The sequence below is a fragment of the Kibdelosporangium aridum genome, from assembly GCF_900176515.1.
Lineage (GTDB): Bacteria > Actinomycetota > Actinomycetes > Mycobacteriales > Pseudonocardiaceae > Kibdelosporangium > Kibdelosporangium aridum.
Genome location: NZ_FWXV01000027.1, coordinates 14,315 through 27,032, shown reverse-complemented (window position 1 = coordinate 27,032; position 12,718 = coordinate 14,315). Strand labels below are relative to the sequence as shown.

Annotated in this window: 14 protein-coding genes and 1 pseudogene; 10 read left to right on the top strand and 5 right to left on the bottom strand. The window is 63.8% G+C overall.

Translation table 11 applies throughout. From position 1 onward, the window contains the following. Positions 1–131 (bottom strand): annotated as a pseudogene (locus B9C43_RS56475) (prolyl aminopeptidase); the annotation flags it as partial. 147 nt (positions 132–278) lie between these two features. Here B9C43_RS56475 and B9C43_RS54660 point away from each other — a divergent pair. Then, complete coding sequence (locus B9C43_RS54660; RefSeq protein ID WP_143447305.1) at positions 279–458, top strand: hypothetical protein; 180 nt, start codon at positions 279–281, stop codon at positions 456–458. A gap of 67 nt (positions 459–525) precedes the next feature. Here the strand turns inward: B9C43_RS54660 and B9C43_RS54655 are convergent, their stop codons facing one another. After that, a complete protein-coding gene (locus B9C43_RS54655) occupies positions 526–1,158 on the bottom strand; it encodes a LysE family translocator (protein ID WP_033389782.1) in 633 nt (210 codons plus the stop codon). A 397-nt stretch (positions 1,159–1,555) separates the two neighbouring features. Here B9C43_RS54655 and B9C43_RS54650 point away from each other — a divergent pair, with 397 nt between their 5' ends. From B9C43_RS54650 to B9C43_RS54610, 9 genes are read left to right on the top strand one after another with little or no spacing between them, the layout of a single operon-like run. Continuing rightward, on the top strand, positions 1,556–2,962 hold the full coding sequence (locus tag B9C43_RS54650; RefSeq protein ID WP_200826166.1) for a hypothetical protein: 1,407 nt from the start codon (positions 1,556–1,558) through the stop codon (positions 2,960–2,962). Further along, positions 2,959–3,138 (top strand): lysine biosynthesis protein LysW, encoded by a 180-nt coding sequence (locus tag B9C43_RS54645; protein ID WP_033389774.1) that lies wholly within the window; start codon positions 2,959–2,961, stop codon positions 3,136–3,138. Before B9C43_RS54650 ends, B9C43_RS54645 begins: the two co-directional genes overlap by 4 nt. Before the next feature lie 28 nt (positions 3,139–3,166). Then, a complete protein-coding gene (locus B9C43_RS54640) occupies positions 3,167–4,018 on the top strand; it encodes an ATP-grasp domain-containing protein (RefSeq protein WP_200826165.1) in 852 nt (283 codons plus the stop codon). After that, positions 4,015–5,076, top strand: a complete 1,062-nt coding sequence (gene argC, locus B9C43_RS54635) for an N-acetyl-gamma-glutamyl-phosphate reductase (protein ID WP_033389772.1) — start codon at positions 4,015–4,017, stop codon at positions 5,074–5,076. The genes B9C43_RS54640 and argC overlap by 4 nt, the downstream gene beginning before the upstream one ends. Further along, positions 5,073–5,891, top strand: a complete 819-nt coding sequence (locus B9C43_RS54630) for an amino acid kinase family protein (protein WP_084435036.1) — start codon at positions 5,073–5,075, stop codon at positions 5,889–5,891. The genes argC and B9C43_RS54630 overlap by 4 nt, the downstream gene beginning before the upstream one ends. 19 nt (positions 5,892–5,910) lie before the next feature. After that, entirely contained in the window at positions 5,911–6,327 is a 417-nt protein-coding gene (locus B9C43_RS54625) for a RidA family protein (RefSeq protein WP_033389771.1), read from the top strand. After that, positions 6,324–6,935, top strand: a complete 612-nt coding sequence (locus B9C43_RS54620) for a glutamine amidotransferase-related protein (protein ID WP_084435035.1) — start codon at positions 6,324–6,326, stop codon at positions 6,933–6,935. The genes B9C43_RS54625 and B9C43_RS54620 overlap by 4 nt, the downstream gene beginning before the upstream one ends. Beyond that, the gene (locus B9C43_RS54615) at positions 6,910–7,305 is read left to right on the top strand and encodes a PPOX class F420-dependent oxidoreductase (RefSeq protein ID WP_084435034.1); all 396 of its coding nucleotides are present in this window, start codon (positions 6,910–6,912) and stop codon (positions 7,303–7,305) included. The genes B9C43_RS54620 and B9C43_RS54615 overlap by 26 nt, the downstream gene beginning before the upstream one ends. After that, positions 7,302–8,414: a pyridoxal phosphate-dependent aminotransferase gene (locus B9C43_RS54610; protein ID WP_084435033.1), complete on the top strand. Its 1,113-nt coding sequence runs from the start codon at positions 7,302–7,304 to the stop codon at positions 8,412–8,414. The genes B9C43_RS54615 and B9C43_RS54610 overlap by 4 nt, the downstream gene beginning before the upstream one ends. 202 nt (positions 8,415–8,616) lie before the next feature. Here the strand turns inward: B9C43_RS54610 and B9C43_RS57340 are convergent, their stop codons facing one another. The 3 genes from B9C43_RS57340 to B9C43_RS54595 form a co-directional block, all read right to left on the bottom strand. After that, positions 8,617–9,369 (bottom strand): hypothetical protein, encoded by a 753-nt coding sequence (locus tag B9C43_RS57340; RefSeq protein ID WP_084435032.1) that lies wholly within the window; start codon positions 9,367–9,369, stop codon positions 8,617–8,619. A gap of 20 nt (positions 9,370–9,389) precedes the next feature. Beyond that, the gene (locus tag B9C43_RS54600) at positions 9,390–10,265 is read right to left on the bottom strand and encodes a hypothetical protein (protein WP_143447302.1); all 876 of its coding nucleotides are present in this window, start codon (positions 10,263–10,265) and stop codon (positions 9,390–9,392) included. A 717-nt stretch (positions 10,266–10,982) separates the two neighbouring features. After that, positions 10,983–11,849: a hypothetical protein gene (locus tag B9C43_RS54595; RefSeq protein ID WP_143447301.1), complete on the bottom strand. Its 867-nt coding sequence runs from the start codon at positions 11,847–11,849 to the stop codon at positions 10,983–10,985. Positions 11,850–12,718: the final 869 nt, after the last annotated feature.

Below are 12,718 nucleotides of genomic sequence, written 5' to 3'. Positions count from 1 at the left end.
CCGCCACCGGGGCCGCCGTGCAGGAAGACGACCGGCTTGCCGGAAGGATTCCCGCACTCCTCCCAGTACACGAGGTTGCCGTCACCGGTGTCCAGGTGACCTGACGCCTGGGGCTCGATCTCGGGGTACATCGGCCTATCGTCGAGCACAAAGCGCGATCCTCGAAGGAGACCTCACCACGGGGGTCACTTCCACTACCGCCGCGGCAAGCCACGACAGGACCAGTCGGGAAGATGACCGTGCTCCCCTGGACCACTCAACAGGCCAGAAACCTCATCATGGACCTCCAGGACGGCAGCACCACCACGGTGAAGTACCTGATCCGGGACCGCGACAGCAAATACACCACCGCCTTCGACACAGTCCGCGCCGACAGCGGGATCACCACCATCAAGACCGGCACCCGACGACATGATCGACTCGGCGGCATCCTCCACGAATACCACCACGCTGCTTGACCAGCACGGACGAGGTTTTCGGCACCTACAAGGCCGGTGAACTGCACCATCTGCCTTGCTTGAGGATTCATGTGGTTTCGGTGAACAAGCGTAGTGCCAAGCCCCCGAAAATGACGGCGCAAAGCTCTTTGAGCCGGCGTTGGAACTTCGGTTTGCTGAGCAGCAACGCGGAGAAGGTGCCTGCCGCTATCCCGACAGCGCCGTCCATGATGAGGCCGATTATGATCAGCATCGTTCCCAGTACCAGGATCTGGGAGGACACGACCCAGCCTCCGGGCGTGAGAAATTGTGGTACGAAGGCGAAGTAGAAGAGAACGACCTTCGGGTTCGCGAGGTTGGTCAACACCGCCGACACATAGGTCCTGCGTAAGGTGCTTCGCGTGTTCGCGCGCGTTGCGGACGGTGTCGTCGATTTCCTTGCTGACATCAGCGTGTTTACCGCCAGATACAGCAGAAATACCGCCCCGATGATCTTCACGGTCTCCAGTGCGGCAGGAGCCGTGGATAGGAGCCCGTTCAAGCCCAATGCGGCCGCGACCGTGTGGACTATGGTTCCGGTGGCCATTCCCAACGCGGCGGCGATGCCTCCGCGGCGCCCGCCAGCGATGCCGTGGGCGATCATGAACATCATCCCTGGGCCTGGTACCAGATTGAGTACCACGCACGCTCCGGCGAACCCGAGAAGCAACCCCCATTCCATCATCCCATCAAAACACCGATTCTCTGCCATGGGAACCCCGTACCCTGCTGGGACGCGAAGCTGGCTCCCCCCTTGATTCACCGCCGAAGCAGGCCGCGCAACGGGCTGGTCACGGTATATTCGCCCGCGTCAAAGCCGAGACGCCGTAGGAGCACATGCGTCTTTTGCCCGCACGGGATGGGCTGTTCGGGGGTTTCTTATGGGCCGAATGATCCGGATCGTTACGTCGCCCGGGCTGGGACGGTGAAGTGTTCGTTTCGCACCGTTCACGATTTAGTCGGGTAAGCGTTGACGCCTGATGTCGGTGCGGAAGTGCGCGAGATCCGGCCGCCTTTGAAATGATCAATAATTGCGCAAATCGACCCGGACGGCTTGATCCCGCCCTATTTTGTGCACTGTGGAGCGGTCGAGTGTGGACGGCGAAAATATGATCTTCCGTCCGGTTGGCGACAAAGCATGGCGGCGCCGATGTCGGATCTGGGCGACGTTGCGTCATCGAAGCCAATGGGGTATACCGGAACAAGTACGGGTTTCGCCAAGCGTGAACCTACTAGGGGATGAGTTAACCAGCAGCCGCATCACTGGTTGCGTCAGATCTCACAATGCTGCACTCGTCATAGAAAGCTGTCCAAAAATGGACTCTGCAGACTCTGGAAGATCCACAACGCTTCCGTGCATTTCAGACGCTACTTTACGAGATTCCGCCCACATGGCGGGCGTTGAATTCACTTCGGACGACGCGACGCGCATCTCCGGCCTGCTCTCCAGGGTGGGAGTCGACCTTATCGAGGTCGGGATCATCTCCGGCGCTGGATCTCCAGAGGCCGACCTTATTTTGGCTGTGCACAACGAAATCGGCCCCGATCGCAGTTTGAGCCTGGTGATGGTCAGAGACCGCCGCCAGGTCGCCGAGGCGCTCAAGGAAGCCCTACGGCTCGGCTGCCGCTCGATCATGCTCTCGATCCCCACCTCGGCACGGCATGCGGAGCTCAAGCTGGCCTCGCCGAGCCTCAGCTATCTGAAAACCCTTGCGAAATCGTCGATCCGTCAGGCCAAGGACCTTGGCTTCCACGTCACCTTCAGCGGAGAAGACGGCGCACGCACGGATGTCGAGCGTCTCAACGACTACGTGGCAGCGGGCTTCGAAGCGGGAGCGGATCGGTTCAGGCTCGCCGAAACCGTCGCGACCTTGCGGCCGCAGGACTGCGCCAAGCTGGTGGCTGGCCTTGTGACCATCGACAAAGCCGAAATCGAGATCCATTCCCACAACATGCTCGGGATGGCTGTCGCCAACTCGCTCGCGGCCTTCGACGCCGGCGCGGCGTGGATATCGACGACAGTGGGAGGGATCGGAGAGCGAGGTGGAAACAGTCCACTTGCCGAAGTCCTCTGTGTTCTGCGGGCGGCCTATGGCGACACTCGCCACGACCTCTCACTGCTGACCCCGTTGACTCAGGAAGCGGTTCGCCGAGGTGGGTTCGGTTCGGCCTTCATGCCAGGCCCCACCACACGACACGCCTACGCGTACGAACTGTTGGGGCAGTTGCTTCATCCTGAAGCGTACGAGACCACCCCGGCCGAAGTGGTGGGCAACGCGCGATCGTTGCGTGTCCGAACTCGACTGTCGCCGGCACTGGTGAAGTTCGCTTTGGACGACCAGGAGCCCGCCGTCGATGCCGAGTTGTTCTGCGCCTGGCTCATCACACATCAGCAACAGCACGGCAAACCGCTGCTCGATCGGAACTCGATTCGTGCACTGGCACGCGAGTACGCGGCGGAGAACCTGATCACCGAGGGGCGATGATGGAGCTGACCGGCACCTGCCCGGAGTGCGAGACGAAACTGTCCATTTCGGCCCTCACTGTCGGCGAGACCTTCACCTGCCCGGAATGCCTGCTGACGCTGAGGATCAACGCCGTCGACAACGGCGTCCTCGAGCTGGAGATGGTGCAGAAACAACTCAGGGACTGGGGCCAGTGACCACACCGGCGGGGGAGGTGGGATTGCGGTGGAAGGAAGAATCGCGATAGTCGCCGACCGAGTCGGGTGGGAAGAACGGGAGCTGACCACCGACCTCGGCAGGCGTGGAGTCCATGCGCCATGGCTGAACGACGAATCGCTGGGCCTCGGTGTTCCCTTGGACAGTTCGCTGAACGAGAACGACATCGTGCTCATCAGAAGTCGCAGCTACACCCGCGGCGGCCTGCTTGCCAGCAGCTTCAAGGCCCACGGCGTGCAGACGATCAACACTGCCAGCGCGATCCGCACAAGCGAGAACAAGGTGTTGGCCCGCTCCGTCATGCACGAGAACAAGATTCCCGTGCCAGAGTTCCGGCTCGTGCTGTCCCGTAAGGACTTCCAGGCCGCATTGAACGATTTCACGCTGCCTCTGGTGATCAAACCCGTGTTCGGCGGTATGGGCCGGCGAGTGTTCCTCATCCGGGACGCGGATACCGCGCAGTCCTTCTACGACTACATCGAGGACCTTGGTCATTCCTTCGAACAGGCATGTTTGGTCGAGCGTTACCTGGGAAACCGCTCCATCAGGTGTTTCGTGGTCGGACGGGACATCGTCGCCTCGGCCGAGTTCGAGAGCGACGGTGACACTGAATGGCGAAGCAATGCCGCCACGGGTTCCCGGCAGCGCGGTATCGCCCACGGCGTGGAGGTCCGGCACATCGTGGACCGGGTCGTCGACGTTCTCGGGCCCGGCATCTACGGCGTCGACCTGTTCGAGCACGCCGGTTCGTTGGTGGTCAACGAGGTGAACCACGCGCCGGCGTTCCGGGCGATCGCCGAGACTTCCGAGGTCGACATCGTGTCGATCCTCGGTGACTACCTCCAGAAGGGCCTGCCATGACACGCGTCGGAGTCATCGGCGCCTCGGGATTGGCTGGGGGAGAACTGGTTCGCATCATCGACCAGCACCCGTGCCTGGATCTGGCCTTCCTGGGTGGTTCCCGGAATGTGGGCAAGCCCTTGGTGGCCGTGCATCCAGGGCTGCGCACCTTGCCCAACACCACGATCGAAGCCGTGTCAGCTGCTGACGTTCGACGGCGTTGTGATGTGGTGCTTTTGGCAACGCCGGCCGGTGTTTCGGCCGAACTCGCCTCCGCTTTGTCCGGCCGCGGCGCCACGGTGATCGATCTAAGCGGGGCCTTTCGGCTTCGGTCGGAGGCGGTGCACGACCGGTGGTATCCCGGAGTGGGGCGGGATCCCAAGCTGGCGGCGAGGTTCACGTACGGCGTGCCGGAACTCATCTCGGACGAGCTAGCGAGTGCGGACCTGATCTCCCTGCCTGGATGCTACGCCACAGCTATCACGTTGGCGCTCGCTCCGCTGGTCTTCGGGCTGAAACTGGCACAGAGCACGGTGCTGGTGGATGGCAAAAGCGGATCCAGCGGTGGCGGGTTGCCCCTTCGCCGTGCTGGCCTGCATCCTTATCGCAACGGCGCGATCACGCCCTACGCTCCCGTCGGCCATCGGCACGCCGCCGAGGTCCAGGGCTTCTTCGCCGAGCGAGCCCCGGATGTCCTTGTGTCCCTGATGATGTCAGCGTACGGAGTCGCGCACGTACGAGGATTGCTGGCCAGTTGCTACGTATTCGGGAACTGGCCGATGGACTCCCGCACACTGTCGCGCGCCTACCTGCGGTACTACAAACCACACCACTTCGTCCGCGTTCGGGACCACCGGGAAACGATGATCCCGATGCCGGACCCCCAGGCTGTGCTTGGCTCCAACTTCTGTGACGTCACTGCCATGCACGACGCCGAAGGCGGTGGCCGGATCGTCGCCTTGGCGGCGTTGGACAACCTGGTCAAAGGTGCTGCGGGGCAGGCTGTCCAAGCCGTCAACCACCGCTTTGGATACGTGCCGGAGCTCGGGCTGACCATGCAGCCGGTGGTTCCGGCATGAGTGCCCCACTACCGGGCTCGGACGGTGAGCCGCGTCCCCTGGTGATCAAGCTCGGCGGCAGCTGCGTGGAGGACCTCGACGAGCCGTGGTGGGACGACCTCGCGGGTGTCATCAAGGACCGACGGGTAGTGCTGGTGCATGGCTGGTCCGGCCCGTTGGGGAGGTTCCATCCCCGGCACGGCAAGCCCACCGCGTTCTTGCGTGACCGCTACGGAAACCGCAGCCGTTGGACCACGCCACAGGTGATCGCCGACATCCAGCTCGTCTGCGAATCAGTCAGGACGGCCATCACGCGGAAACTCGCGGACAGGGGTGTGCACGTCGAAAGTGTGCTCGGCAGTGATGGACTGCTCCTGGTGGGACAGGGAGAGCGGTTGTGGTGGCAAGACGGCCGCTTGGTGGAGATCGAAAACCTCGTCGGCCCTGTGAGGTCCGTGGATACGTCCCGGCTGGCAGTAGGTGATCACTCGTCTCCCAGGGCAACGCTTGTCACGCCGCTTGCCCGCGATGCCAACGGGCGGACCGTGAACACCGACGCTGACCGGGCTGCGGCGGCACTCGCCGGTTCACTCGGCGCGACGACGCTGGTACTCGTCACCGACGTTCCCAACTTTTTCGTCGACGGCGAGCCAGTCGGCCGTCTGACCGCGGTGCGGGCGATACACCATCGCGACGGCAAGACCACCGGTGGTATGCGAAAGAAACTTCGGGCCGCGGTCGAGGCCATCGAGGGCGGGACGCCGAAAGTCGTTCTGGGCAACGGGTCCGTCACCTCCATGTTGGCCGGAGAGTCCGGAACCCTGATCACCCATTGAGGACAGAACGGAACATCACATGACTTCGTCTCGCACGGTCGTGCAACCGGCCTCGCACCCCGACCCCGCAGGCAATTACTCGACCGCGATCCGCGCGCCGCTCACCGCCGGCACGTCCCTGCTGTTCATCAGTGGCCAGGTCGCCAAGGCACCGGATGGCACGCCGACAGCGATCGGCGACGCCGGAGGGCAGACGGCGCGAATCTTCGATCTCATCGAGGAAATCCTCGATGAAGCCGGCGGAAGCATCGACGATCTCGTAGCACTGACGATCTACATCGTGGACATGGCGGACTTCTCGGCCGTCACCACCGTACGCAACAAACGGCTGGGCGCGAGCCCGCCCACCAGTGCGATCATCCAGGTCTCGGGGTTCGCGCGACGGGAGTTCCTTGTCGAGATCACTGCGACAGCCCTGCTGGGTGAAGCCCCGTGACCGGGCCATGCGTACTGATCATCGACAACGGAAGCCTGTCCATCGGACCACTGCGTAGAAGGTTCGAACGACTCCATCTGGACACGGAGGTCGTGCGGGTCGCCGACGCATCGACCAGAGTGGACGGTCGCTATCAGGCTCTGGTTCTGAGCGGAACCAAGGTCCCGGCGCACGTCGGTGACTACCGGCACGTCGTCGATCTGGTTCTGCGATCCGGATTGCCCACGCTCGGTGTGTGCGGCGGGATGCACATCCTTGCCCTGGCGCATGGAGCGAAACTCGAACGTGGTCAGCAGCGCGTCGGAAACTATCCAGTCGAACTGGAAACCGACGGGTTCCTGGCCGGTCTCAAGAGGACGGTCTCGTTGTTCCAACGACACACCCTGTATGTGAACAGAGTGCCTACCGGGTTTTCGGCCATCGGTTGGTCGGAGAGCTGTCCGGTCGAAGTCATCCTGTCCGACGACGGACGGATTCTAGGGGCGCAGGCCCACCTGGAATTCCGCGACGACGGCTTCGCGTTGATCCAAGCCTTCGCCCGGCTTGTCCCCGTGCCCGCCACTCAAGACGAGAGAAGGAACGATGTCCGGTTCCCGGCTGACCGATGAAGCCGCTGCCTGGTTCGGAGCGCCCAACTTCGGCTTCGTGGCAACGATAGATCCGGATGGAGGGCCGCAACTGTCGATGGTGTGGGTCACGGTGCAAGAGGGTGAAGTGCTGTTCTCCACCACCAAGGAGCGGCGCAAGTATCACAACCTGGTGCGTACGCCTTCGGCGTCGATTCTGGTGCCGAAACCACAGGATCCGTACCGGTACTGCGAAGTGCGCGGAAAGGCCGTCGTGGAAGATGACCCTGGCGGTGATCTGATCCAGCAGCTCTCCCAGGCGTACACAGGTGGGCGGTTCACACTCGACACACCGGCCACCCAGCGAGTGATCGTCAAGATCGTGCCCGCCCATGTGGTTCTTCGAGCGTGACGGAGTGGACGCGTGAGCGCGCGATCGAGATCGCGAATGCCGCCGGCCACGTGCCCTTGGATCTTTCTCTAGGGGTGCCCGCCGAACCGCCGCCGACATGGTGCCGCGCACGGGAGTCACGCACAGCGGCCGCGTACCCGGCAAGTCGTGGCACACTCGCGCTGCGGATCGCGGCCACTGGCTACCTGTTGCGACAGTACGGGATCACGATCAGCGCGGACGCAGTCGCGGCCTCGACAGGGTCAAAGGAGTTCATCTCCACCGCGCCGTTGTTCCTGCGCGACGTGCTGGCGCCGACAACCCGCGACACGGTGCTCATTCCCGCGCTCGGCTACCCCGCTTACGAAGTGGGTGCCCGGCTCGCCGGCCTACGTGCGTACCGCATCCCGACGGACATGAACTTCCGGCTACGCCTTGACCGATTGCCCGACGCCGTCGCCGCCCGTGCACTCTGCTTGTGGGTGAACAGTCCGGCCAATCCCAGCGGGATCGTCGAGGCACTGGGACCCGTCGTCGGGTGGGCACGCGAACGCGGTGTGCTGGTGTTGTCCGACGAAGCGTACGCGGACATGACCTGGTGCGACGCACCACGAACCGTGCTTGAGCATGGCGACACCGGTGTGCTCGCAGTGCACAGCATGTCCAAGCGATCCAACGCCCCGGGACTACGAGTGGGCTTCTACGCGGGCGACCCAGCAATCGTTGCGGACCTGGTGACACGCCGACGTGCGGCCGGTTTCATGGCATCGGCTGATGCGCAGGCCGAAGCATCTATGCTCCTCGACGACGACGCGCACGCACAGGCGCTCCGTCTCGTGAATGAACGCCGACTACAAGACCTGCTGAGCGCTCTCGCGGCCCATGACTTGCCCTGCGCGGCGCCTGAAGGCGGTTTGTTCGCCTGGTTGGCCACCCCAAACGGTGACGGTGTCGACTTCGCCCGGTACGCAGCCGAACGCGCGGGCCTGATCGTCGCCGCCGGACAGCAGTACGGACCCGCCGGGCGACGTCACGTCAGAATCGCAGCCAATCAGGACGTGGATGCGATAGTGCCTCGACTGGGCTTGCTGGAAAGCGACTACTGGGACAGGACGACGTCTTCTGATTGACATTCCAGCAGAACACGGCTTCGTTCGCACTCGCGCGACGGCTCAAGCAACACTGTCCCCGACCTGGTGAGCCGGGATACAGAGCTGCCGTCACGAACTGCTTGACCGCACCTTGATCTGGTTTGGGCGGCATCCTCGACGATTACCACCACGCCGCGTGACTTGCACGGATGACATTTTCGGCAAGCGCAACGTCAGCCGGTCAGCAGGGCGGGGCTGGTGGACGTTCGGCGTCGAGGGGGTCGTCGTCGCCGGAGTGGTGGACGAGCCCTTTCGACGAGCCAGGACACCAGTAGTACTGGTCGGGAGAGAACCCGGCGCCGCCGTGGTTGGCCATCAACATAAAGGGACGATCGCCGTCACGGAGCACGTACGTCCGCTCCACTCCGTTCACGTCGGCACGGAACACGAACTCGAACCGCGTCGTCGGACCGTTCTTCGGAACCCCGACGTTCACCAGGAAGGACCGCTCCTCGCCCGCGTCGAGACCGACGGCGGCGAGCGGGCCACCGAAATCCGCGGACGTCACGTCCACCTCGGACCCGTCATCGGGGAGTTGGACTTCGTAGACGTCCGGGTCGCCGCGATCCGGATAGCGTCCAGTGGGGCAGGAGAACCTGCCTGCGAAACCCGGGAACTCCGCCGACCGGTCGACCAGCCTGATGACCATCGCACGGCCGTCCACCTGTGCGTAACGCGATGCGCGCAGGGTGACTCGTAAGTGGGCGGTGTCCTCTAGCAGCGCGCCCCTGCCACGAGCCCATTCGTACGCGCCTCGGCAGTCCTGCCCCGGCGCGGGGGCGTCCCCAGCCGGCGGGGACACAGGGAACACCATCCCCACCCCGAACTCGTTCGCCGCCACGGCCGCCGACACCACCAGGTCTCCCCCGGCCGGCTTCGGCGACGGCTCGGCGTCGCATCCCAACACGACGAGCACAAGCGGAAGCACCGACACGCGGCACAGACCTCGTCGCATCATCGGTTCGTGCAACCCTTAGGACACGCCTCGCCGGCCGAGACGGCGCGCAGCGGACCATCGAAGTCGCGGGCGAAGTAGGCCGCGTACTCCTCCACCGGACCGGTGACCGAATAGGGCGCTTCCGCACCGACTGTCACCGTCGTGCGCTGCCTGCCGACCTGTACGACGAGATCGATGAGCCATTCGTAGAGGTGACGTTGACGGGTGATGCCATGGAAGGTGAAAACCAACTTCTCGCCACGACGGACCTCGATGTAGTTTCCCTCCTCGAACACCGCAGCACCGGAACCCAGCTTCCTGGCCCGTTTGTCCGGGCTGTCGAGGTCGAACTGCAGTTCGATCTTCTCTTCCGGTCCCCCACCGAGATTGTTGAACAAGAAAGTCCCTCTCGGTGCCGCAGTGCGTTTCACGACACGGGCGCTGATGCCCTCGATGATCACGCTCTCGTGCCGATTCCCCTCGATGGTGAGATCGACCTCGGCGCCGCCGAGCGGAACCGCGTCAACGGACGTGAGCAGCCCCTTGTAGTCCTCGAAGTTCGTGACCTTCGCCGCCTGTTCGGAAGGCAGCGCCGACGGCAGCACGACGTACGGCCCGTAAGCCATGTCGACCTCGTTGTGGTGCACAAGCAGCGGAGCCTCGCCGAAGGTGTCGCCGACCACGTCGAGCACCGCGTCCTGCCGCGTGGTCACAAAGGTGACGGCCAGCGTGGTCAGCGCCGCGACCATGATCGACGCGACCACGCGTGTGCCCGTGCGTAGCGGCCATGTGACGACCGCGAGGAACTTCTTCCGTGCCGTTCGATCGCTACGTGGCCGAGGAGGTCGCAGGCCGGGCCGGCCCGCGATGTACCGAGTCCTGCGTCGGGACATGGGTCTCCGGTTGCGCTCAGCGGCGGATGCCTAGCTCTCCGAGTATAGGGCGCATAACTTGCGCGCAAGGACCGCGAACATCCTCACCCACATGCGGAAGCCCGCCTCCTGGTGACCGACCGCCTCAGCGCGGACCAGGCCGACGCCGAGCACGCGGCGGTGGAGAACTGGTCCGGCTGTGCAGTGGTTTGTCGTGGGCGTTGGGCCTTGTCACCGGCCATGGGACCGGTCCGCGGCGCCCCCAGGGGCTTGCGTCGGCGGACTCAGAAGGTCGAGTGCTCTCTACTGGGGGTATCGGCGCGTGTCGTGACTCAACCAATGTCATGGACGTCGCTCGGGTGCTCGTGGTCGTCAGCGGTGGAGGACTGGCGAGGTGGAGAATGATGCCACTACCGGGCGACATTCTTTAGGTGGTGTAGCGCCTGAATCACGCTTCTGCGATGCGTATATGCGAGGTACCTTCGAAACAGGAGCCTATGGTGCCAAGATCGTTGAACAGTCGTCCACTCGGCTCCGCTGAACTTGCCGAACTCGCGCGTGCGGCGTTGGATAACGCTATCAGCTGACCGGAATCACCGTGTACCACAACGTTGCTTGTCGGACGCCTGCCGGGGATTGGCAGGCGCCACAATGACTTTCGGCCTGGCCTAGGGCGGCAACCCCACCCAGCAGGCACAAGTGCTGCCAACCGCCGCGCGGTCGAATCCGGCGAGTGTCTCAGCCGCAGGTCGGGTGCCACACGGTGTTGTTGTCACCGGCCGAGCTCGTGCCGAGGACGCTGTTGTCGTCACTGATCAAGCGGATGGAACTGTTGTCCGGAATTTCGCCCAGTGGGTGCGTGCCGAACCAGACCCCGCCGGGCGAATACACGCTGGCGCGGCCGATTACCAAGCCGTTCTCGTTAATGCCCTCACCGAGCGCGTTGTCCTGGATTGGTACTACCTTGTCTGGCGCCGGCCAGAAGAATCCCTGGTAGGTCGCCTGCTCGTCGGTTGTCCTGGCGTGGCCAACGATCTTGCCACCGCGAATCGCCTCCGCCCAGGGGAACCGATATCCCGCAGGCTGGGCGAGTTGAGTCAGTGTGCCTGCGCGCCACAGATGCGGACCATCGTTCAGATATAGCAGGACAGTGCCGTCGTCGTCGAGGTCCACTACTTGCACAACATGCTTGTCCGGCGGCAATGAGATGACCACGGGTGCACCGCCGTCGCCGGGCCACAGCACCGCGCCGCCCGAACCGCGCCCGATCGCGTCGCCACGGTTGTTGATCGCTTCAGGCCAGACGTACGTGAAGCCGGCGGGTGTCGGCAACTGCCGATACGTTCCGCGCCCTTCATGTCCACCGGAGTACGTGAACACCCCGCCGTTCATGCCGTCCGCGGTCTGAGTGTCCAGCAGGATCGTGCCGCGCTGGTTCTCGTCAACGGGTGATGGCCGGAAACGACCAGGTGGCGGAGCGTGTACCCGGCCAACCGGCTCGCCACGGTTCCACAGCACCATGTGCAGGACGAGCGAGCCGCTCGGGTCCGCCCATCTCGTTGTTCCCGAATAGTTGCCTGTCCCGGTAGCCCCTACGACGTGCACATATCCACCCACCTCGGCCGGCGGCAACGGAGTTGCTTTCCACGTGCATGACTGCGCCGCCGCGCTGGTACCTGAGACCAAGCTGGACAACGCAGTCGTGACGACCGCTGCTCGAACTACGAACTTTCCCCACATGACAATCCCCCATACTCGCAAAGGTGGCTGGCTACGGGTGGACGAACCATCCACCCGCCTTGTGAGTGATCAGTTGCACCAGGCGTACCTGATGACCGACAGCGGGCCCAGGTAGTGGCGGCTTGGTTCGACGCACAGGCCCTGGCCTGGCCGGTCGTGTTTTCGATGCGGATCATGATCTTGCCGCGCGACGCGCAGTGGTTGTAGTAAGCCATATCCCGTGCCGGATCGCTGACGCTGCCCAGCATGCGTTGGCCGAGTGGCTGCAGGGGAGGGGTTTCCCGTTGACCACGGCGGTGGGAAACGGACAACGCGTGGGGATGCTCGGACGATCGAGTCACACTGTTCCGGGACAACTATGGCGCGTTTTGGTTCACCACATAAGGCCTCGCTGTCTGAGTTGCCAGCCTTGTTCACTCCAGGACAAGGCTGTCCGTGCAAGGTCGTGCCGCGGTGTTCGATAAGCGGCTTGGGTGTGATGTCGGCGGACATGTATGAGGGGGCGACTGATGATCAGGACCAAACGCTGGAGCGCGATAGCGGCGACCGTGGCCAGTCTCGCGAGCATTGTTGTGCTAGGGATGGACCAAGCGCATCAAGCGCCGCGGGTGCGGTTGCACGGTGGCGCCGCTTGGCTGGTGTCCAGTCAAGTAGGCCAGTTGACCTTGGTGGACGGTGCTTCGGCGGAGGTCGCGGCCAGGGTCCCGGTCGCACCACCCGGTTCGCCCCTCCGT